This is a genomic window from Bradyrhizobium sp. SZCCHNS1022 (assembly GCF_032484835.1).
Taxonomy (GTDB): domain Bacteria; phylum Pseudomonadota; class Alphaproteobacteria; order Rhizobiales; family Xanthobacteraceae; genus Bradyrhizobium.
Window position 1 is genome coordinate 1,182,229 of sequence record NZ_JAUETT010000001.1, and the last position, 20,213, is coordinate 1,202,441.

At 63.9% G+C, this 20,213-nt stretch carries 19 protein-coding genes; 7 read left to right on the forward strand and 12 right to left on the reverse strand.

Annotated features, from left to right (window positions below):
- Positions 1-112 precede the first annotated feature (112 nt).
- Entirely contained in the window at positions 113-1,717 is a 1,605-nt protein-coding gene (locus QX071_RS05290; RefSeq protein WP_315701930.1) for a glycosyltransferase family 39 protein, read from the forward strand.
- Between the two features lie 62 nt (positions 1,718-1,779).
- On the opposite strand, the gene QX071_RS05295 is transcribed toward QX071_RS05290, so the two are convergent.
- The 5 genes from QX071_RS05295 to QX071_RS05315 all read right to left on the reverse strand — a co-directional run bounded on the left by QX071_RS05295 (position 1,780) and on the right by QX071_RS05315 (position 5,785).
- A complete protein-coding gene (locus QX071_RS05295) occupies positions 1,780-2,109 on the reverse strand; it encodes an HPr family phosphocarrier protein (RefSeq protein ID WP_315701929.1) in 330 nt (109 codons plus the stop codon).
- Entirely contained in the window at positions 2,106-2,507 is a 402-nt protein-coding gene (locus QX071_RS05300) for a PTS sugar transporter subunit IIA (RefSeq protein ID WP_006611446.1), read from the reverse strand. Before QX071_RS05300 ends, QX071_RS05295 begins: the two co-directional genes overlap by 4 nt.
- 132 nt (positions 2,508-2,639) lie before the next feature.
- On the reverse strand, positions 2,640-3,164 hold the full coding sequence (locus QX071_RS05305; RefSeq protein ID WP_315701928.1) for an HPr kinase/phosphatase C-terminal domain-containing protein: 525 nt from the start codon (positions 3,162-3,164) through the stop codon (positions 2,640-2,642).
- On the reverse strand, positions 3,161-4,969 hold the full coding sequence (locus tag QX071_RS05310; protein WP_315701927.1) for a sensor histidine kinase: 1,809 nt from the start codon (positions 4,967-4,969) through the stop codon (positions 3,161-3,163). Before QX071_RS05310 ends, QX071_RS05305 begins: the two co-directional genes overlap by 4 nt.
- A gap of 114 nt (positions 4,970-5,083) precedes the next feature.
- Positions 5,084-5,785 (reverse strand): response regulator transcription factor, encoded by a 702-nt coding sequence (locus tag QX071_RS05315; protein WP_008966744.1) that lies wholly within the window; start codon positions 5,783-5,785, stop codon positions 5,084-5,086.
- A gap of 214 nt (positions 5,786-5,999) precedes the next feature.
- On the opposite strand from QX071_RS05315, the gene QX071_RS05320 reads away from it, so the two are divergent.
- On the forward strand, positions 6,000-6,740 hold the full coding sequence (locus tag QX071_RS05320) for a HugZ family protein (RefSeq protein WP_315703116.1): 741 nt from the start codon (positions 6,000-6,002) through the stop codon (positions 6,738-6,740).
- 400 nt (positions 6,741-7,140) lie between these two features.
- On the forward strand, positions 7,141-8,757 hold the full coding sequence (locus QX071_RS05325; protein ID WP_315701926.1) for a phosphoenolpyruvate carboxykinase: 1,617 nt from the start codon (positions 7,141-7,143) through the stop codon (positions 8,755-8,757).
- 145 nt (positions 8,758-8,902) lie between these two features.
- Here QX071_RS05325 and QX071_RS05330 read toward each other — a convergent pair whose 3' ends face one another.
- Positions 8,903-9,724: a thioesterase family protein gene (locus QX071_RS05330; RefSeq protein WP_315701925.1), complete on the reverse strand. Its 822-nt coding sequence runs from the start codon at positions 9,722-9,724 to the stop codon at positions 8,903-8,905.
- Between the two features lie 98 nt (positions 9,725-9,822).
- Positions 9,823-12,336 (reverse strand): glycogen/starch/alpha-glucan phosphorylase, encoded by a 2,514-nt coding sequence (locus tag QX071_RS05335; protein WP_315701924.1) that lies wholly within the window; start codon positions 12,334-12,336, stop codon positions 9,823-9,825.
- Positions 12,337-12,577: 241 nt separating this feature from the next.
- Between QX071_RS05335 and QX071_RS05340 the strand changes: the two genes are divergently transcribed.
- Together QX071_RS05340 and QX071_RS05345 are read left to right on the forward strand one after the other, a co-directional pair.
- Positions 12,578-13,039 carry a GNAT family N-acetyltransferase gene (locus QX071_RS05340; RefSeq protein ID WP_315701923.1) on the forward strand — a complete coding sequence of 154 codons (462 nt, stop codon included), beginning with the start codon at positions 12,578-12,580 and terminating at the stop codon, positions 13,037-13,039.
- Positions 13,040-13,248: 209 nt separating this feature from the next.
- The gene (locus QX071_RS05345) at positions 13,249-13,680 is read left to right on the forward strand and encodes a hypothetical protein (RefSeq protein WP_315701922.1); all 432 of its coding nucleotides are present in this window, start codon (positions 13,249-13,251) and stop codon (positions 13,678-13,680) included.
- A gap of 48 nt (positions 13,681-13,728) precedes the next feature.
- Here QX071_RS05345 and QX071_RS05350 read toward each other — a convergent pair whose 3' ends face one another.
- The gene (locus QX071_RS05350; protein ID WP_315703115.1) at positions 13,729-14,478 is read right to left on the reverse strand and encodes a DUF2865 domain-containing protein; all 750 of its coding nucleotides are present in this window, start codon (positions 14,476-14,478) and stop codon (positions 13,729-13,731) included.
- Positions 14,479-14,731: 253 nt separating this feature from the next.
- Positions 14,732-15,295 (reverse strand): orotate phosphoribosyltransferase, encoded by a 564-nt coding sequence (gene pyrE, locus QX071_RS05355; RefSeq protein WP_315701921.1) that lies wholly within the window; start codon positions 15,293-15,295, stop codon positions 14,732-14,734.
- Positions 15,296-15,488: 193 nt separating this feature from the next.
- Between pyrE and QX071_RS05360 the strand changes: the two genes are divergently transcribed.
- A complete protein-coding gene (locus QX071_RS05360; protein WP_315701920.1) occupies positions 15,489-16,115 on the forward strand; it encodes a glutathione S-transferase family protein in 627 nt (208 codons plus the stop codon).
- A gap of 359 nt (positions 16,116-16,474) precedes the next feature.
- On the opposite strand, the gene QX071_RS05365 is transcribed toward QX071_RS05360, so the two are convergent.
- Positions 16,475-17,383 carry an amino acid ABC transporter substrate-binding protein gene (locus tag QX071_RS05365; RefSeq protein ID WP_315701919.1) on the reverse strand — a complete coding sequence of 303 codons (909 nt, stop codon included), beginning with the start codon at positions 17,381-17,383 and terminating at the stop codon, positions 16,475-16,477.
- 167 nt (positions 17,384-17,550) lie between these two features.
- Positions 17,551-18,450 carry a LysR family transcriptional regulator gene (locus QX071_RS05370; RefSeq protein WP_315701918.1) on the reverse strand — a complete coding sequence of 300 codons (900 nt, stop codon included), beginning with the start codon at positions 18,448-18,450 and terminating at the stop codon, positions 17,551-17,553.
- 168 nt (positions 18,451-18,618) lie between these two features.
- Here QX071_RS05370 and QX071_RS05375 point away from each other — a divergent pair, with 168 nt between their 5' ends.
- Positions 18,619-19,251, forward strand: coding sequence for an RraA family protein (locus QX071_RS05375; protein ID WP_315701917.1), 633 nt, complete (start codon positions 18,619-18,621; stop codon positions 19,249-19,251).
- Between the two features lie 82 nt (positions 19,252-19,333).
- Here the strand turns inward: QX071_RS05375 and QX071_RS05380 are convergent, their stop codons facing one another.
- Positions 19,334-19,969, reverse strand: a complete 636-nt coding sequence (locus QX071_RS05380) for a LysE family translocator (protein ID WP_315701916.1) — start codon at positions 19,967-19,969, stop codon at positions 19,334-19,336.
- Positions 19,970-20,213 lie beyond the last annotated feature (244 nt).

Below are 20,213 nucleotides of genomic sequence, written 5' to 3' on the forward strand. Positions count from 1 at the left end.
CCGCGCAGATAGCATTCAGGCCCCAAAGCAGCAACCATATTGCTGAATTTGAAGGAGCTTTCTTCACGGCAAGCTGATTCCATCGGGCCGGAAAACGCGGTACCGAGAGGCCATGTCGAGCACGTCTTTTCTTCCCGCGACGGCGCGTGCGCGCGGCCGCGCCCCTCTTGCCCGGATGTCGGCCTGGATCGCGGCGCGCGCCAGCGATCCCGCAACCGGCCTGTGGCTGGTGGTCACGTTTGCGGTCCTGCACGCGGTGCTCTGGACCGTGATCCTGACCAATCTGAAGGCGGCGCAGGACATCCATATGGATGTCGCGGAGGCCTATGCCTGGGGCAGCAAGTTCCAGCTCGGCTATGGCAAGCATCCGCCGCTGTCGGGCTGGATCGCCGGCCTCTGGTTCATGGTCTTTCCGGTCAAGGATTGGGCGACTTACGCGCTGGCCATGACCACCGTCAGTGTCGGCCTCGTCATCTGCTGGTTCATCAGCCTCAAGGTGGTTGATCGGCGCCGGGCGTTCTTCGTCGTGGTCATGCTCGCGCTCTATCCGATCTTCAATTTCAAGGGCTTCAAATACAATCCCGACCTGCTGCAGCTGGTCACGCTGCCGCTCGTGATGCTGGCCTATCTCAACGCCTTCAAGAAGCGCAGCGTCGTTTCCGGCATCTGGCTCGGCCTTGCCGGCGCGGCTGCCCTGATGACGAAATATTGGGTGCTGACGATGATCGGCGCGATCGGGCTGGCTGCGCTGATCCATCCCGAGCGGCTTAGATTCCTGGCCTCGCCCGCGCCCTGGGTCGGCATCGCCACGATGATCGTCGCGATGATTCCGCACCTCGTGTGGCTGTGGGACGTCGATTTCGTGCCGCTGACCTACGCGGGTGACGTCTACACGCTGTCGGATCGGGGGAGGGCCGCGCAGCTCGTGCTCGGCTATGTCGGCCATAATCTGGCGCTGCTCGCGCTCCCGATTGCGCTCGCCGCCCTGGTTCTGGCGTGGCCGCCGCGCTGGGCTTTCCGCAATTGGCGCTCTGGTCCAAATCCCGGCGTCAATGTCAGCCAGGCGCTCAATGTCTGGATGGTGCAGGCGATCGTGGCGATCGGGCCGCCGCTCGGTGGGCTTGCCTTCACGATCTATATGAAGACCGACTGGGGCATCTCGCTGTTCTTCCTGGTGCCGCTGGCGCTGGTCGCCATTCCCGCTCTGCGTATCCGCCAAGCGGTGGTGGTTCGTTTGACCACGCTGTGGCTCGTGCTCTCGCTGCTGACCCTGGTGGCCTCGCCCTCGATCGCGCTGCGCGAGATGAAGGCGAGCCCAAATGGCTCGACGAGTTATGCGGCCCGGTCGCAATTGGCCCGTGAGCTGACCGACGCCTGGCATGCCCGCTTCGGCTCGCCCTGGCCGCTCGTCGCCGGCTATTCGGAGATGAACACGCCGATGACGTTCTACAGTCCCGACCACCCGCGGCCGTTCACGGTGCCGTTCATGGCGGACGAGACCTGGGGATCGGGCTTGACCTCGCTGGAGGATCTCAACCGCGAAGGCTTCATCGGGATCTGCGACACGACCGATAACCGGATCGCCGCCTGCGAAGCCTGGATGGCGCAGCAGGCGCCCAAGGCCGAGAAGCTCGTGATGACCACACAGCGCTTCTTCCGCGGTCAGCAGGGTCCTGCGATCGAATGGAAGATCTTTATTCAGCCGCCGGGGAAGTAGCCCGGAGCGCGTGATTCCGAGACGCCGCGTCACGACCGCCAGGAATGACGGCAAGGGCCGGCTTACACCCCTTCTTCGTGAAACTTGTCGTTGACGAGCTCGGTAATCGCCTGGAGGGCGGCTTCGGCCTCAGGTCCGGCGGCGGAGACCAGGATCGTGGTCCCAGGGGCGGCGGCCAGCATCATCAGGCCCATGATCGAGCGCCCGCCCACGGTTTCGCCGCCGCGGGTCACCCAGACTTCGGCCTGAAACTGCTCGACCGTCTGGACGAATTTGGCCGAGGCGCGGGCGTGCAAGCCGCGCTTGTTGGTGATCAGGAGCTCCCGGGATAACGCATCTGCGGGCACCGCTGGCCCGGCGACGTGGTTCTGGGGAGCGTCCTCGTCACTCATTTGCCGGCGAGCACACGGCTGGCGATCGTCACATATTTGCGGCCGGCTTCCTGGGCCATGGCGATCGCGTCCGGCAAGGAACGCTCCTCGCGGACCTTGGCCAGCTTCACCAGCATCGGCAGGTTGATTCCGGCGAGCACCTCGACCTTAGGTCGGCTCATGCAGGAAATCGCGAGGTTCGACGGCGTGCCGCCGAACATGTCGGTCAGAATGGCAACGCCATCGCCGGTATCGACGCGGTTCACGGCTTCGATGATATCGCTGCGACAGAGATCGGAGTCATCGTCCGCGCCGATTGTCACGGCTTCGATTTGTTTTTGAGGACCCATGACATGCTCGAGCGCCGCTCTGAACTCGTCGGCGAGGCGCCCATGGGTCACCAGTACCAGGCCAATCATTGGATACTCCTCGCGGGCGCCTTGGGTGCACCGCACGAACGCGCCACTTTGACCATCCAGAGCCCCTGCGCAAGAGGGGATGTGTAGCAGTCTCCCGGAATCTGACTTGCGGAAGGGGAGGCAGTGCGCGGTCTATTCGGGCGCGATAGTGCCGATGATATGGTTACCAATTCCCTTCACACAATCGGCCGAAAGGTTACTGGAACATGAAGTTTGAGTAGTAGTCAGTTCGGCTACAACCAATGGGAGGGGTGAAAACCCGCGTCCCACCGGGATTCTCGGTAAAGAAGCACCATAGAGTTCGCACCGGAGGGATTCCGGCGCGGGCAACCGCGCCGCATCGTCTGCCATCAAATCGACAACGAGTCCGACCCTGGCCTCGGACACGAAGTCGCAGGCTCGGATTCCGAGGCCGCGAATCTCGATCAGGCCAGCCAAGGCCGGGGCCGGGCTGACCCATATTTCTTTGCCGGCTGTGGCGAGATGAACACGGTCGTCGCCCACGAGGATCGTGGGGGAAATCTGTCCCGCGCGGCCCGCCAGAATGAGCTCGAAGGCGAGGCGGGATTTGCCGGAACCGGAAGGCCCCCGGATCAGCACGGCACGGTCGCCGACTTTGACGGCGGAGGCGTGGACGCTGGCGCCCACCGCACTCATGGCGCGGGTAGCCGGACGATAAAGCGGGCGCCGGCGGCCGTAGGCATTCCATCGGCGTCCACCGGACCGGGGCGGTTCTCGGCCCAGATGCGTCCGCCATGGGCCTCGATGATCTGCTTGGAGATCGAGAGCCCGAGCCCCGAATTCTGGCCAAAGCCCTGGTGCGGCCGGTCGGTATAGAAGCGCTCGAAGATCCGCTGCAGGGCGTCCTCGCGAATGCCGGGGCCGTCATCGTCGACCACGATCTCGATCTCGGAGCGCACGCGGCGGCAGGTGATGCGGACCTTGCCTCCGGGAGCGGAGAAGGATTGCGCGTTCGACAACAGGTTCGAGATCACCTGGCCGAGCCGCGAATCGTGGCCGGGAACGGAGAAGGTGTCGTTGACGCCGCGCCCCTCGAACCGGACCTCGACGCCGACGTCATGGCCGAGCTTGGTCTCGTTGGCGACCGAGGTCAGCGTCGTCAGCAGCCGCCGCACGTCGACCAGGGTCATGTCCTGGCGCTGCAGCTCGGCGTCGAGCCGGCTGGCATCGGAAATGTCCGAAATCAGGCGGTCGAGCCGCTTCACGTCATGCTCGATCACTGCGAGCAGCCGGCTGCGGCTGTTGTCGTTGCGCGCCAGCGGCAGCGTTTCGACGGCCGAGCGCAATGAGGTCAAGGGATTCTTCAGTTCGTGCGCGACATCGGCGGCAAACATCTCGATCGCCTCGATGCGGTTATAGAGCGCTTCCGTCATGTCGCGCAGCGCGCCGGACAGATGACCGATCTCGTCGCGGCGACGGGTGAAGTCAGGAATCTCGACACGGGTCTTGATTCGGCGGCGGACGCGCTCGGCGCTGTCGGCAAGTCTCCGCACCGGCCCTGCGATCGTGCTGGCCAGCAGCAGCGAAAGCACGATCATGACGGCGGAGGCGACGCCGCCGACCTTCAAAATCGCAAGCCGTTCGGCCGTCACCATCTGGTCGATATCGTCGCCCTGCGTCGACAGCATCAAGGCGCCGTGGATCGTTCGCGAGCGTTGCACGGGAACGGCGACCGAGACGATCACCTCGCCCCGCACATTGACCCGCACCATGCTGCGCTTCTGGCCGCGCAGCGCATCGGCAACTTCCTCATAGGCGTTGCCGTTTTCGGGTCCATGTTCGCGATAGAGCGGCAGATCGCCGCGATTGAGCCAGGTGCGCACCGAGATCAGAGCGCGCTCGGCCAGTCCGGGCTTTTCCGAAGCCGGCGGCGGCAGATCGAAGCGCAGCACGTTTTCGAGATTGCGGCTGTCGAGCAGGATCCCGCCATTGGGATCGTAGATGCGCGCCCGCGTCTTGGTCGGTGAGATGAGCGTGCGCAGGACGGGAGCGACGCGCTCCGGATTGATGGGGAAGTCGAGTGGCGAATATTCATCGGGCGCGCCGTAGCTTTCGCCCGGCTTGAGGTCGAGCAGCCGTTCCGGATCGATGGTGATGGTGTTGGTCTGCACGGTCGCGGAGGCGGCGATCGCGCCCGCGATGATTTCGGCCTGCACGAGCAGGCTCTGCGCACGGGCATCGATCAGGCCGGCGCGGAACTGCGAGAGGTAAAGAATGCTCGCGACCAGCGCCAGCAGGCCCGCGATGTTCAGCGAGACGATCCGCCGGGTCAGGCTGGAGAACGAGAGCGCGAACAGGAATTGCCCGGCGCGTCGCAGCCAGCTCAGCGGCCGCTGCCAACCCGAGACGGCAGGCGTCTCTTCCGGGGCGTTGTCGATCACGACAGCCGCCGATGTGCCTTCCGCATTCAGGCCGTGGTCAGGATGCGTTCGATCGAGCAATGGGTGGTGCCCCGTTTTCGGCGTTGCTGCGCCCGGCAGTCCGCCTCGACGCAGTCTACCCCAATGAGGTCACGCCGTCAGCGCGCGAACCGCGCGCTGCGACCCGCAGCGGCCTCAGGTTTCCTTGAAGCGATAGCCGACACCGTAAAGGGTTTCGATCATCTCGAAATCCTCGTCGACCATCTTGAACTTCTTGCGCAGCCGCTTGATGTGGCTGTCGATCGTGCGGTCGTCAACATAGACCTGATCGTCATAAGCCGCATCCATCAGCGCGTTGCGGCTCTTGACGACGCCGGGACGCTGGGCCAGCGCCTGCAGGATCAGAAACTCCGTGACCGTCAAGGTCACCGGCTCGTTCTTCCAGGTGCAGGTGTGCCGCTCCGGGTCCATCCGCAACAGGCCGCGATCGAGCGCCTTGGCGTCATTCTCCTTCGGCAGCGCCGTCGGATCCTTCGGCTGCGAGCGCCGCAACACCGCCTTGACGCGCTCGACCAGGAGACGCTGCGAGAACGGTTTGCGGATGAAATCGTCGGCACCCATCTTGAGGCCGAACAATTCGTCGATCTCTTCGTCCTTGGAGGTCAGGAAGATCACCGGCAGATCGGATTTCTGCCGCAGCCGACGCAAGGTCTCCATGCCGTCCATGCGCGGCATCTTGATGTCGAGGATAGCGAGATCGGGCTGGCTGGTGCGGAAGCCGTCGAGGGCCGACGCCCCGTCGGTGTAGGTCATGATGCGATAGCCTTCGGCCTCGAGTGCGATCGAGACGGAGGTCAGGATGTTGCGGTCGTCATCGACCAAGGCGATTGTGGGCATGAGCCTGCTTTCACAGTCTGGTTAGCTGAAACGGCGAGCAATCCAGCTAGGCGCCGCATAAATGGCTTCGAACGTGGTCAACGAGCAATGCAAGCTGGGCTGAAGTGTGACCGAGTTCCACAAAACGCGTGACGAAGCGCGCGTCGCAGTCCGAAACAAGGCCCCTTTAGCCGAAAAAACACCCTCATTGCAACAGGATGGGCGAGAGATAACCATGCAACCGACTTCTGATTTTAATCCGTCCCACCTTGCCAAATCGCTACTGCGCCGGAGCCGGCAGGGGGCATTGGCGACGTTGATGCTCGACTCCGGCGATCCCTATTGCTCGCTCGTGAACGTCGCGAGCTCGCCTGATGGCTCGCCGATCCTCTTGATTTCAAGGCTCGCCGTGCACACCAAGAACGTCTTGGCCGATCCGCGGGTCTCGCTGATGCTGGACGAGCGCGCGCCGGGCGACCCGCTGGAGGGCGCGCGGATCATGCTGCTGGGTCGCGCGGAACAGGTCGGCGCCGAGCAACGTGATACCTTGCGAAGACGGTATCTGAATGCTCACCCGTCGGCAGAAAATTATGCCGATTTTGCTGATTTCTCGTTTTTTCTGATTCGCCCGTCGGGACTGCACCTGGTGGCCGGATTCGGGCGCATCCTTGATCTGAAGCCGGCGCAATTCCTGACCGACACGTCGGATGCTGCCGGTTTGCTCGAAGCAGAACAGGGCGCCGTCGACCACATGAACGCCGATCACCGCGAGGCGCTCGGCCTTTACGCCACTCGGCTGCTCGGAGCCGAACAGGCCGACTGGCGCTGCACGGGATGCGATCCCGAGGGCCTCGATCTCGCAGCTGATGGCAAGGTGCTGCGGCTGGATTTTCCGGAGCGCGTGACCTCGCCCGGCGAGTTGCGCAAGATGCTTGTGAGGCTGGCCGAGGAGGCGCGCGCAAAGCGGCTTGCTTGAACGCTGCCGTCGTTAGTCGCGACTTGAGCGTCCGCAGACGAGAACAATGTGCGGTCGGGATGGTCGCGACAGCCGCGCCGGCAAGGGTCGCGCGCTGTTGCGCGTCGCGCAAGCGATGGCGGCCGGGTCCAGCTCATTAGTATGATGATTACTGCGACGCAGCATCGGCTGTTCCGCATCGCGTCGCTTTGTCACTGCGCCTAACACTTGTTGATGTGCATCAGGCCGGCAGCGGTGCAATAAGCAATTGGCGCGGATCGTCTTGGCAAGCCCGGCGTTGGTCAGTATTAGGTCCAAGCCCGAGCCATGACAGGCAATGCGTAACGGTAACGGTCAACGCGCAACAAGCGCTTTCAATCGATCGCGCAGTATAGACGCGGACTCTCAGGAGGGGACTTTCGTGCAAGAGACGGGTATTCGCAACGGCGCCTTCGGTGCTGATAAGTTCGGCTTGAAGAATCTGAAGCAGGTGCATTGGAATCTCGGTGCGCCGCAGCTCTACCAATATTCGCTCGCGGCGGGCGAAGCGGTGCTGTCCGCGGATGGTGCCTTGTGCGCGGACACCGGCGAATTCACCGGGCGCAGCCCCAAGGACAAGTTCACGGTCCGCGATGCTTCCACCGACAAGAAGATGTGGTGGGCGGGCAATCAGTCGATCACTTCGGAGCAGTTCGAAACGCTCTATCAGGATTTCCTCAAGCACGCCGAAGGCAAGCGGCTGTTCGCGCAGGATCTCTATGGCGGCGCCGATCCGAGCTTTCGGATCAAGACGCGTGTCTTCACCGAGCTCGCCTGGCACTCGCTGTTCATCCGCACGCTCCTGATCCGCCCTGAACGGATCGAGCTCGACACCTTCGTGCCGGAGCTCACCATCATCGACATGCCGAGCTTCCGCGCGGACCCGAAACGTCACGGCGTGCGCTCGGAGAACGTCGTTGCGATCGATTTCGCCCGCAAGATCGTCCTGATCGGCGGGTCTTATTATGCGGGCGAGATGAAGAAGAGCGTGTTCACCACGCTGAACTATTATCTGCCGGAAAAGGGTGTGATGCCGATGCATTGCTCGGCCAATGTCGGGCCGAACGGCGACACTGCGGTCTTCTTCGGTCTCTCCGGTACCGGCAAGACCACGCTCTCGGCCGATCCGAACCGCACGCTGATCGGCGACGACGAGCACGGCTGGGGCGGCGACGGCGTGTTCAACTTTGAGGGCGGCTGCTATGCCAAGTGCATCAAGCTGTCCAAGGAGGCCGAGCCGCAGATCTACGCCGCAAGCAAGCGCTTCGGTGCGGTGCTCGAGAACGTCGTGCTCGATGAGGACAGCCGCGAGGTCGACTTCAACGACGGCTCCAAGACCGAGAACACGCGCTCTGCCTATCCGTTGGATTTCATTCCCAACGCCTCGCGCACCGGACGCGCGCCGCATCCGAAGAACGTGGTGATGCTGGCCGCCGATGCCTTCGGCGTGCTGCCGCCGATCGCCAAGCTTTCGCCGGCCCAGGCGATGTACCACTTCCTGTCCGGCTACACCGCCAAGGTCGCGGGCACCGAGCGCGGGCTCGGCAAAGAGCCGCAGCCGGAATTCTCGACCTGCTTCGGCTCGCCGTTCCTGCCGCTCGATCCGTCAGTCTACGGCAACATGCTGCGGCAGCTGATCGCCGAGCACAATGTCGACTGCTGGCTGGTCAACACCGGCTGGACCGGCGGCAAATATGGCGTCGGCAGCCGCATGCCGATCAAGGTGACGCGCGCGCTGCTGACGGCGGCGCTCGATGGTTCGCTGCGCAATGTCGAATTCCGCACCGACAGGTATTTCGGCTTTGCGGTGCCGACCGCGCTGCCGGGCGTGCCCAGCGAGATCCTCGATCCCGTCAACACCTGGAGGGACAAGGCCGAGTTCGATGAGACCGCGCGTGCGCTGGTCGGCATGTTCCAGAAGAACTTTGCCAAGTTCGAGGCCCAGGTCGACGCCGAGGTCCGCGCGGCGGCGCCGGATCTGAAGCTGGCAGCGGAGTAGTTCGTCGCCCTGTTCTGAAATACTGGATCGCCCGGTCAAGCCGGGCGATGACAGTTGTAGGGGCGGCGTCTTTCTCGACGCAAACGCGATGCGGTGTTTATGAGCTTCGCCGGGACGACGCCGAGCGCGCCGAGGCGTGGTGGCCTCACGCCTTGAAATAGGCGATCTGTGTCGTGGTCGCGAGCAGGCGTCCCGACGGCGACCACAATTCGCCGTGCTGGTCCTGATAGCTTCTGTTGAAGACCTTGGCGTCGGCGACCGCGAGCACATGGGTGATGTCTTCGGCCGCGAGGTCGTCGCGGCCGACATGGAAATAGGTCGTCAGCGATACCGTGCCGAACGGCACCAATTCGCCGCGCGCGTGGAAGACGCGGCCGAAGAACGCGTCCGACATCGACATGAGCGACAGCATGTCGAGCCTGCGCGGCTTGCGGTCGGAGATCCAGAGCTTGGAATAGGCGCTCTGCGGCTCTGCCTTGGCGCCGCCAGCGAGATCGGGCTGGCCCTCGACGAAGCGAAAATCATACTGCCGGGTCCACGACATTCCTGTATCGGCATGCCGCTTCACCTGATCGAAAGGCGGGGCGTCCGGCCTTTGCGCCGGCTGGTGCGACCAGGACGGGCGACGCTCGGCAAACACAGCGGTGGCGACGGTGGCCGGATCGGCATCGCCCTGGCTCAGTTCGACATACCAATGCTGCGAGGAGCGGTTGGCCTTGACCAGACGGACGTCGAGATCGAACGGGCCTTCCGCGATCGGCGCGCAATAATTCACCGTCAGCGCCAGCGGATCTCCCGCAGCGTGCGGATGCTCGATCAGCGCGCGCAAGACGGTGGCCGCGGTGACGCCGCCGAACGGGCCGACAAAGGCCCAGTAATCCGGGCAGGTCCTGCCCTGCCAGCGGCTATCACCGGCGGTGACGCGGGTGGCCTGGTCGAAGAGGTGGTCCATCATTGTGCCGGGCATGCGTTTCTCTCTGACGCTCATCGTATGATGAGCATCATGTCAAAGGCAATGACGTCCGACGTCATTGCCGGCATGCGCGCCGTGCTCTGTGTGAGCTGTCAGCCCCGCTGAGCCTGCGGCTCGATCGCCCCGATCGGCCCCACCGGCACGTTCCAGATATCGTCGGCATATTCGCGGATGGTGCGGTCGGAGGAGAACCACGCCATCCGTGCGACGTTGAGGATCGAGGCGCGCGTCCAGGCCGGCATCACCTGCCAGCGCGCGTCGATGCCGCGCTGCGCCTCGTAATAGGAATCGAAATCGGCTGAGACCATGTAGTGGTCGAGATGGCGCAGCGCGTGCGCGATCGGCTGGAACCGGGATAGGTCATCGGGCGAGAACTCACCTGATCCGATTGCATTGATCGCGCGCGCAAGCCGCGGCGAGCGCTGGATGATGTCGCTGGCATCGAGCCCCTGCTGCCGCCGTGCCACCACTTCCATCGCCTCCATGCCGAAGATCGCGATGTTCTCCGCGCCGACATTGTCGCGAATTTCGATATTGGCGCCGTCCAGCGTGCCGATGGTGATGGCGCCGTTCAGCGCGAGTTTCATGTTGCCGGTGCCGGAGGCCTCCATGCCGGCCGTCGAGATCTGCTCCGAGAGGTCGGCGGCGGGAATGATGGATTCCGCCAGGCTGACATTGTAGTCGGCGAGGAACACGATCTTGAGCCGGCCGCCGATGGCCGGATCGTTGTTGACGACCTCGGCAACGTCGTTGATCAGCTTGATGACGAGCTTGGCATAGCGATAGCTGGCCGCGGCCTTGCCGGCGAAGATCTTTACCCGCGGCACCCAGTCGCGCTGCGGCTCGTCCTTCATCGCCTGATAGAGCGCGATCGCCTCCAGAATGTTGAGCAGCTGGCGCTTGTATTCGTGGATGCGCTTGATCTGCACGTCGAACAGCGCGGCCGGATCGAGCCGGACGTTCATGCGCTCCCCGACCAGCCGCGCCAGCTGGATCTTGTTGTGATGCTTCACCGCGCGGAATTTCTGGTGGAAGCCGCTGTCGCTGACATAGTCCTCGAGCCCTGCGAGCAGCGTGGGATCATCGACGACGGCGTCGCCGCAGGATTCGCGGAGCAGATCGGTCAGCTTCGGATTGGCCAGCATCAACCACCGACGGAAGGTGATGCCGTTGGTCTTGTTGGTGATGCGGCCGGGATAGAGATGGTTGAGATCGTGGAACACGGTCTCCTTCATCAGGTCGGAGTGCATCGCCGAGACGCCGTTGATCCGGTGCGAGCCGACGAAGGCGAGCTGGCCCATGCGCACGCGGCGGCCGCTCTTCTCGTCGATCAGCGAGACTGAGGCGCGGTAATCGATATCGCCGGGCGCGCGCTCCTCTGCGAGCGCCAGATGTTGCGCATTGATGCGGTAGATGATTTCGAGATGCCGCGGCAACAGCCGTTCGAACAGCTCGACCGGCCAGGTTTCGAGCGCCTCCGGCAGCAGCGTGTGGTTGGTGTAGGACAGGGTGGCGACCGTGATCTTCCAGGCCTCGTCCCAGCGGAAATTGTGCAGATCGACCAGGATGCGCATCAGCTCGGCCACCGCGAGCGAGGGATGCGTATCGTTGAGTTGCACCGCGGCCTTCTGCGGCAGGCTGCGGAGGTGGCCGTCGGACGCGAGATGCCGCTTGACGAGATCCTGCAGCGAGGCGGACACGAAGAAATATTCCTGCCGCAGCCTGAGCTCGCGTCCCGCAGGACTCTCGTCGTTCGGATACAGGAACTTGCAGATCGCCTCGGCGCGCGCTTCCTCGGCGGAGGCGCCGAGATAATCGCCGGCGTTGAAGACGTCGAGTTTGAGCGGATCGGGCGAGCGCGCGGACCACAGCCTGAGCGCATTCACGTGATGGCCGCGCCAGCCGACGATCGGCGTGTCATAGGCCACCGCCTGGACCGTCTCGCCGGGATGCCAGATGGCGCGGTCGCGCCCCCCCTTCTCATCCACATGCTCGACACCGCCGCCGAAATGGACGTGGTAGACGATCTCCGGCCGCTGGAACTCCCAAGGGTTACCGAACGAGAGCCACACGTCCGGATATTCCTGCTGCCAGCCGTCGACGATGACTTGCCGGAACAGGCCGTAATCATAGCGGATGCCGTAGCCGATCGCCGGGATCTGCAGGGTCGACATGCTCTCCATGAAGCAGGCGGCGAGCCGGCCGAGGCCGCCATTGCCCAGCGCGGCATCCGGTTCGGATTTGCGAAGATCGGAGAGGCCGACGCCGAGATCGCCGAGCGCGGTCTCGAACACCTTCATCAGGCCCATATTGTTGAGCGCGTCGGTGAAGAGCCGGCCGATCAGGAACTCGAGGCTGAGATAATAGACCCGCTTGCGGCCGGCGTCGTAGCTCTCCTTGTCGGCGGTCAGCCAGCGGTGCACGATGCGGTCGCGCAATGTCAGCGCCGCGGCGTAGTACCAGTCGTGCTGGGTCGCCTGGCTCGCCTCCTTGCCGATCGCAAGGCGCAGCTTGGCCAGGATGTCGCTCTTGATCTCCGCCACCGCCAGTTCGTCGACGGGCTGGCCGGTGCTTACAAAGCTGCGCTGGGGCGGTTGGTTTGTCACCGTGGAACCTGTGATGCTGATGTCAGTCCAGTGAAGAGCATACGACGGATGCGCCGCCTTCGGAAACCCGGAGCGGTCCGGGGCAGTGGGAATGCTGACAAGTTATGCAAGGTTCAGGCCGAGTTCCTGCTGTTGCAACCGAGCGGAATCGATGATGTCGCGAACGTGCGACGCAATAGGTGGGCGCACTGACGACGCGGCGTGATCAAACTGCAGTGAGCGACGGTGGGGAGTGGAGCAGATGCCGGAAGCAAGGTTGGCGCGGCCAGATGACCTGGATGGCGTGATTGCGCTTTTCCAGGCGTCCGAGGTCAGCGCCGTTGTTGGCCCACGCGAGCGTGCGGCTCATGTGTGGGAACGGATCCTGTCGCGCGAAGGTGTGGCGGTTTTCGTTTCGGAGATCGATGGAGCGGTCGTCGCAACCTGCATGCTGATCACCGTGCCCAATCTCTTGCGCTCCGGCCGCCAGCACGGGTTTCTCGAAAATGTCGTAACGCATCCCGAGCATCGCGGCCGTGGTCACGGCCACGCCGTGGTTGCTGCGGCTCTGGACGAAGCGTGGCGGCAGGACTGCCATCATGTGCTGCTGCAAAGCGGCCGAACCGACCCGCGCGTGCGCCGCTTCTACGAGAGCTGCGGCTTCAGGTCAGATGTGCGGACGGCCTACGTGGCGCAGCGCTCGCAGGACCTCTGCCATCCGTGAAGTCGCGCTGCAAACTCATAAGCGCGGCCAGCTGGGCAACAGGCCCGATAGCTCGTTTCCTGCGCTTGGCTTTCGCCAGGACGACGATAAATCAGCTCTTCACAAGTGCGCAAGAACAAATTAAGAACATCTGTGATAGGAGCTGTAGACGCTTTGATTCGGTGCCCCCGGCGCCATCACACCTCATCCGCGCATCCAGCGAGGACACCATGTCCAGTATCGCCTTCGATCCCCTGGCTCTCACCCGCATTGCCGATTTCGCCCGGACCTTGTCGCGGCTGCACCGGACGGCGCGTCGCCGCCCGGTCGATGACGACCAGATCGACCGCGAGTTCAATGCAGTCTGCCTGTCGATCTGGGGCTATACGACCGACGACATTTCCGACGATCTGTTCTCCGCCACCGATCACACCTTCCTCGATGGGCTGGACGAGGCGCGGGCGCGCATCTTTGCCGCCGAGCAGGGTTATGACCTCGTCGATGACGACGGCATGCTGACCGACTGGTGGGGATTTTGCTGGATGATCCTGGCCGAGAAGCGCGGCCTGTTGACGCCGGAGAACCGCGCCGCGGCGCGGGTTGCGATCGAGGAGAAATATCTCACCGCGCCGAACGTGATCGGCGTGATCGTGGGGCGGTGAGCCGGCAAGTCCTTGCGCGGCATTGCGCCCTGCGCGAGCGCTGACCGATCAGTCCATTTCCGCGCGCTTGTCGCGGCCGGGCACGGCTTTCGGCGCGATACTCAAAGGCGGCGCCACGCTGGCGGTGATATCGGCAGATGCCGGGTCGGTCGCCGCTATGTCAGCACGCACCGGCGCGACCTTCAGCTCGGTCAGGCGGGCGCGGACCTCGTTCGTCAATCCCGGATAGGATGCCACCGGCGTGAAGTCGGCAGCTTGTGCCGTGCCGCCGCGCGGTCCGGTATAGGCAACCAATCCCTCGGTGGTGGCGACGACATCGCCCGGACGCAGCGAATTGTCGAGCGCCAGATCGACCGGCGCGAGGCCGGCGGGATCGCGGCCGTTGCAGGTGCAGTCCGCGCGGAGCGCCTTGCGATAAGCGAAGGCATTCTCGCTGTCCGCATAGCGCTCGCCGTTCGCCGCCGCGGCGTAATCGATGCTGGAGCCGAAATAGACCTTGGTTGCACTGGCTGGGCAGAAGGCCTGGCACATCTGCGCCGGCGAGGCGAGGCCGCGCATCAGCGGGAAATAGCGTCCATCGCAGGTCCGCACGCAGAAGGCGGGTCCCGAGCCGGAGGCCGCCGTGCGCGGCTGCGGCTGGGCTTGCGGATTGTTGCCGAAGGGGTCGAAGCCATTTCCCTGTTGCTGTCGCTGCGGCTTGGTGAAACCGCCGAACAGGAAATCGAACAGGTTCTCGGCTGCTGCTCGCTGCGGCATCATGGCGATCGATCCGGCCAGCGCCAGCGCGACGATCGGCATGATGTGCCGCCGCCACGGGTGCAAAGACAAGAATTCGTTACGCAACGCCCACTCCCATCCGCAACAGCCACAATCCAGGCGCGCCGCTGCCCGAGATCATGAGACCTCAAACACGCCATCCTTGTGGCGCGGCCTGTCAGCTTTGCGGTAACCTTAACGGAGGATGGTAAATGAGCGGTATGCGTTGCTGCTCGCCCGGCGGATTTGAAGTCGTGATCGGCTCATCCGCGCACTCTTGGTCGGCATCGGACCACTAGGCCGAGAGGAACTCGCTGGCCTTGTACAGCGCGCGGAACGGCAGGCCGGCCTGTGCAAAGGTTTCCGCCGCGCCCTCCTCACGATCCACCATGGTGAACACCAGCGCCACGTCGGCGCCGGCCTCGCGCAGGGCTTCCACCGCCTTCATGGCCGAGCCGCCGGTGGTGGTGACGTCCTCAACCACGACGATGCGCTTGCCGGCCAGGGTCTCGTCCTTGGCGAGCCCTTCGATGGCGAGCCGTGCGCCATGCTCCTTCGGCTTCTTGCGCACGAAAAAGGCCGCGATCGGATGGCCCTTGATCCAGGAGATCTGCGCGATGGCGCCGGCAAGGGGCACCGCGCCCATCTCGAGCCCGCCGATATAGTCGAAATGCTCGTCCTTCAGCGCCTCATAGGTGAGCTCGGCAAGCAGCGTGGCTCCCTCCGGGTCCATCATGGTCGGCTTCAGGTTGAAATAGAAATCGCTCTTGCGGCCCGAGGCCAGCGTGACTTCGCCACGGCCGAACGAGCGCCTGCGAATGATCTCGAAGAGGCGGGCGCGGGAGGCGGATTTGGACACGGTCATCGATCCCCGTTTGGCTTGGCAGGGGTTGGCAATTATCAGCGGCCCGGCGCTCATGCCACCGGACGAGCCAGCCCGTCAACAGCGGCGAGGCGGCGCCGGCCGGCTTCGCACAGGCGGTGGGGGCGCTTTGGCCGCCGAGACCTCCGATGCTACAGACACCGCCTGAACAAGAGCTGAAGAGGCGCGGATGACCATCGAGCTTTACACCTGGAACACGCCGAACGGCCGCAAGATCTCGGTCGCCCTGGAGGAGATGGGCCTGTCCTACAAGGTCGTTCCGGTCGACATCACCAAGGGTGAGCAGATGGCGCCCGCCTTCCTCGCCATCAGCCCGAACAACAAGATCCCGGCGATCGTCGATCCCGAGGGGCCCGAGGGCAAGCCGGTGTCGATCTTCGAATCCGGCGCGATCCTGCTCTATCTCGGGGAGAAGACCGGCAAGTTCCTGCCGAAATCGTTGGCGGAACGGATTCCGGTCTATGAATGGCTGATGTGGCAGATGGGCGGCTTCGGCCCGATGCCGGGCCAGGTGCACCATTTCATCGCGCTCGACAACGAGCAGGACCGCGCCTATGGGCTGAAGCGCTACATGGCCGAGACCCGCCGGCTCTATGGGGTGCTGGACCGCCAGCTGGCCGCGCATGAGCTCGTTGCGGGGGCGCTGTCGGTGGCCGATTTCGCCATTCTCGGCTGGGCCTGGCGCCATCCGCGCCACAAGGTTGATCTGGCCGACTTCCCCAACGTCAAGCGCTGGTATGAGACGCTGATGGCCCGGCCGGCCGTCAAGCGCGGCATGGAGGCGAAGCTGGATTGAGGGGCGATTGCCGCGTCCTCCGCGGAGGCAGGCTCGACCGCCGCATCCGCGTGTGCTTGCTCCCTCTCCCGCTTGCGGGGCCGACGATCGCATTTGGATTCGGACGGCCGTGATCGTACTGGGGCCTCATGGTTCGAGACGGCGCTACGCGCCTCCTCACCATGAGGGTTTAGGATTTCACCGCAGAAAAGGCCCTCATCCTGAGGGACCGCCGAAGGCGGTCGTCTCGAAGGATGGCCGCGAAAAGACCGGCCGCCCCAGCTTCTTCCTTATATGCGATGGCCCTGCGCTTGCGGGGGAGGGCCAGAGAGGGGGCCGGACGACGAAGGCTTCGGTTTAGAACGAAGAATGCCCCGGCCTCAGTTCTGCACGTAGGTGTCCGGATCGGGGCTGCTGCTGGGCGTCTTGAATGCGGCCCGCAACGCGGCCGGCATCGGATAGTTGAAATTGATCCCGGTCGGCGGAACCGGCGATTCGAACCACTTCCTGTAGAGCGCTTCGATGTCCGAGCTCTGATAGATCTCGGCAGTGACACGGTCGGCAAGAGCCTTGAACGGCGCATCGTCCTTGCGGAACATGATGCCGTAAGGCTCCGGCTTCGAGAAGGAGTCGTTGCTGATCATGTACGCCGCCGGGTCCTTGGACCGCGCGATCGCGACCGCGAGCTGGACGTCGTCAAGCACATAGGCCTGCGCGCGGTCGGTCTCCAGCATGAGGAATGCCTCGGCCTGGTCCTTGGCCGGAACGATGTTGATGCCGAGCTTGCGCTCCAAATTGACCTTGTGCAGCTGTGCGATGTTGGTCGATCCGGCAATCGCGACGGCCGTCTTGCCTTTCAGGTCGTCAATCGTCTCGATCGACAGCGACTTCTTGGCTGCAAAGCGCGTGGCGCTGAGAAAGTGCGTGTTGGCAAACGCCACGAGCTTCTGGCGTTCGGCGTTGTTGGTGGTGGATGCGCACAGCAGGTCGATCGTGCCGTTCGTCATCAGCGGAATGCGGTTGGACGACGTCACCGGAATGGTTTCGATCGTGAGGTTGGGCAGCCCAAGCTCCTTCTTCACGGCGTCCGCGATCCGCGCGCAGATATCGAGCGCATAACCGACCGGCTTCTGGTTGCCGTCCAGGTAGCTGAACGGCACCGACGACTCCTGGAAACCGATCGAAATCTTGTTGCTCTCCTTGATCTTCTGCAGCGTGCCCGTCAGTTCCTCGGCGCTCGCGGCGTTTGCGGCGAGCGCTGCCGTCAGCAAAAATCCCCATATGCGCATTGAAGCCTCTCCTCGCACCAATCCTACTCGCACGCCGCAGGTGCCACACGTGCCCGATGACAGCCTCGCTTTGGCATGCAACGATGAAAAGGGATAAAAACGCTTCACGTCTCATTCCAAAAGGAGATCATTGGGCGCGGCAGACTTCCGTCGGCGCAGGCACCGCGCTAGCCCTGGAGCTGGCGACCGAAGTCGCAGGTCCTGCGTGCCAGCTGGGCTACGGCGGCCGTGAAGGCCGAGGGCCTGTCGTTGCGATACATGGCCGCATAGGGCACTGCGGGCAGCGCCGGCTTAACGGGCACGATGGCGAGCTTTCTCTCCTCGAAGAGGGGACGGAAACAGCGTTGCGGTAGATAGCTGATGCCGAGGCCGGCCACGGCGAGTCCGACCAGGGCAGTCAGATTGTCGACTGAAATCGCGCGCTTGAAGGAGACGCCGTTCGCTGTGAGCCATTTGTTGAAGAAGAGGCCGGAGCCTGAGCGGCGGCCCTGCATCAGGATCGTATGGTCGCCGAGCTCGTTGAATCCGAGAGCCCGACGCGATTGGACCAGGCCGGGGCGCGCCGTCCAGACGTTCTGGACTTCGGCCAGCCTGACCGATGTCACCTCCGGATCCGAAAACACATCCGGGATCACGATGAGGTCGATGCTGCCTTCGATGAGCCGATCGTACAGGCTGCGGCTGGTGTCCACCTCGGGCTCGATCATCACGGCCGGATGAGCTTCGCGAATAGCCGATACGAGACGCGGCAGCCATGTCAGCGCCGACAGTTCTGTTGCGCCGAGGCGGAGACGGTGGGCCGGTGCCTGCCGTCCGTCCTTCAGCTCCAGGATCTGATCCTGCAACGCCAGCATCTGCCGGCCCAGGGCAAGGATCTGCTCGCCCCTCTCAGTCAGGCGAGCGCCGCGCTGGCTGCGGTCGAACAGCGGAACGCGTGCGGAGGCCTCGAGCTCCTGGATGCGCTTCGAGATGGCCGATTGCGTCGTGTTGAGCTTTGCGGCCGCGCGCTCGAACGTGCCGAGTTCCGCGATCCAGTTCAAGGCCTCAAGCTGCTTTAGAGTGACCATGCGACATGCGAAAAAGAGATAGGTTAATATCTCTATTTATCTGTTTTTCGAATTCATGGCGAGTCCTACACAGTCGAACCATGCCCTTCAAAGGAGCGACATCTTCATATGCGGTGTCGCGATGGTGCGGGAGAGCCCATGGACGGTGCGAGAGAGCGATCAGCGAGAATGGAACACGGCGAACCGCAAGCTGGTGCGCCGATCGATCCCGCAATCATAGCCGCATTCAAGACTGTCGCCACGGCCGTGATTAGCGACAATCTGCAGCGGTTGCCCGGTGCGACGAACTTGCGGCCGTTCTATGCGGGCTCGCCCATGGCCGGGGTCGCGCTGACCGTGAACACGGCGCCGGGAGATAACCTCTTCATTCATCGGGCGCTCGATCTCGTAAAGCCCGGCGACGTCATCGTCGTCAATGGCGGGGGCGACGAGACGCGCGCATTGGTCGGCGAGATCATCGCTGCCATCGCCAGGCAACGTGGCGCGGCCGGAATCATCGTCGATGGCGCCGTCAGGGATTCCAACGTGCTCATGAACTCCGACTTCCCAGTGTTCGCACGTGCAGTTAATCACCGCGGCCCTTACAAGAATGGTCCTGGCGCGATCAACGTGCCGGTGTCGATTGGCGGCATGATCGTCGCGCCCGGAGACGTGGTGGTCGCGGACGCCGACGGTGTCGTTGCTTTCGCGCCGGCGATCGCCTCTGAGCTGCTGGAGGCCGTGCGCGGCCAGGAGCAGCGCGAAGCGGAGATCATGGCCAGCATCCGCGCCGGGCGCTATCGCGGCGCCTATGCCGAATAGCGGATGACTGCAATCGGGCGGCGAATGGACGCCGGGGCACTTGTCCGCCTTGTGGTCATTCCGGTCGGCGGGGTGGGAGTACTCACCCCCGCCGCGCCTCGACCGCGATCCGCACCGCCATCCCCGCCAGCACCGTGCCCATCAGATAGCGCTGCAGCAGCGCCCAGCTCGGTCGCGTCGCGAGGAACAGCGCGATGGTGCCGGCCGCCATCGCAATGAGGGCATTTACGCTGACGCTGATCGCGATCTGGATCGCGCCCAGCGCCACCGACTGCGTCAGCACGCTGCCTGCCGCGGGGTCGATGAACTGCGGCAGCAGCGCCAGATACAGCATTGCGATCTTCGGGTTCAAAAGATTGGTGACGAAGCCCATCACGAACAGCTTGCGCGGGCTGTCGACCGCGAGCTTCTTCACCTGAAACGGCGAGCGTCCGCCCGGCTTCACCGCCTGCCAGCCGAGGTAGAGCAAATAGGCGGCACCGGCGAGCCGGAGCGCGTCATAGGCGAAGGGCACCGCGAGCAGAAGGGCGGTGATGCCGAACGCCGCCGACAACATGTAGACCACGAAGCCGAGCGCGACGCCGCCGAGCGAGATGATTCCGGCCGTGCGTCCCTGCGTGATCGAGCGCGAGACCAGGTAGAGCATGTTCGGCCCGGGTGTCAGCACCATTCCGAACGAGACGAGGGCGAAAGCGAGCAGAGGCGAGGTGTGCGGCATCGGTAGCTCGAAGAGAAGGGCTGATGCCGGTTTCTAACTGGTCTCCTCGCGCGAGGTCATTGTCTAAATTGCTCTGAGTGCAATTGAGTAAGCCGCGGCCGAATACTGGATCGCGTCGGTGATATGTTGGCGACGAGACGCATGCGTCCCATGCGCGAATTGCCCGTCGGGTTACTTTGTCGCAGGCCGATGACGTTGCGCCGTCGGGCAAATCAGGCAGAGATTCTCGCACGTCCCGCCGCTG

What these genes read in the sequence shown, in the direction of transcription:
- QX071_RS05290 (WP_315701930.1), top strand. Translation starts at nt 113, where the DNA reads ATGTCGAGCACGTCTTTTCTTCCCGCGACGGCGCGTGCGCGCGGCCGC.
- QX071_RS05295 (WP_315701929.1), bottom strand. Translation starts at nt 2,109, where the DNA reads ATGAGTGACGAGGACGCTCCCCAGAACCACGTCGCCGGGCCAGCGGTG.
- QX071_RS05300 (WP_006611446.1), bottom strand. Translation starts at nt 2,507, where the DNA reads ATGATTGGCCTGGTACTGGTGACCCATGGGCGCCTCGCCGACGAGTTC.
- QX071_RS05305 (WP_315701928.1), bottom strand. Translation starts at nt 3,164, where the DNA reads ATGAGTGCGGTGGGCGCCAGCGTCCACGCCTCCGCCGTCAAAGTCGGC.
- QX071_RS05315 (WP_008966744.1), bottom strand. Translation starts at nt 5,785, where the DNA reads ATGCCCACAATCGCCTTGGTCGATGACGACCGCAACATCCTGACCTCC.
- QX071_RS05320 (WP_315703116.1), top strand. Translation starts at nt 6,000, where the DNA reads ATGCAACCGACTTCTGATTTTAATCCGTCCCACCTTGCCAAATCGCTA.
- QX071_RS05330 (WP_315701925.1), bottom strand. Translation starts at nt 9,724, where the DNA reads ATGCCCGGCACAATGATGGACCACCTCTTCGACCAGGCCACCCGCGTC.
- QX071_RS05340 (WP_315701923.1), top strand. Translation starts at nt 12,578, where the DNA reads ATGCCGGAAGCAAGGTTGGCGCGGCCAGATGACCTGGATGGCGTGATT.
- QX071_RS05345 (WP_315701922.1), top strand. Translation starts at nt 13,249, where the DNA reads ATGTCCAGTATCGCCTTCGATCCCCTGGCTCTCACCCGCATTGCCGAT.
- QX071_RS05350 (WP_315703115.1), bottom strand. Translation starts at nt 14,478, where the DNA reads ATGCCGATCGTCGCGCTGGCGCTGGCCGGATCGATCGCCATGATGCCG.
- QX071_RS05360 (WP_315701920.1), top strand. Translation starts at nt 15,489, where the DNA reads ATGACCATCGAGCTTTACACCTGGAACACGCCGAACGGCCGCAAGATC.
- QX071_RS05365 (WP_315701919.1), bottom strand. Translation starts at nt 17,383, where the DNA reads ATGCGCATATGGGGATTTTTGCTGACGGCAGCGCTCGCCGCAAACGCC.
- QX071_RS05370 (WP_315701918.1), bottom strand. Translation starts at nt 18,450, where the DNA reads ATGGTCACTCTAAAGCAGCTTGAGGCCTTGAACTGGATCGCGGAACTC.
- QX071_RS05375 (WP_315701917.1), top strand. Translation starts at nt 18,619, where the DNA reads ATGGAACACGGCGAACCGCAAGCTGGTGCGCCGATCGATCCCGCAATC.
- QX071_RS05380 (WP_315701916.1), bottom strand. Translation starts at nt 19,969, where the DNA reads ATGCCGCACACCTCGCCTCTGCTCGCTTTCGCCCTCGTCTCGTTCGGA.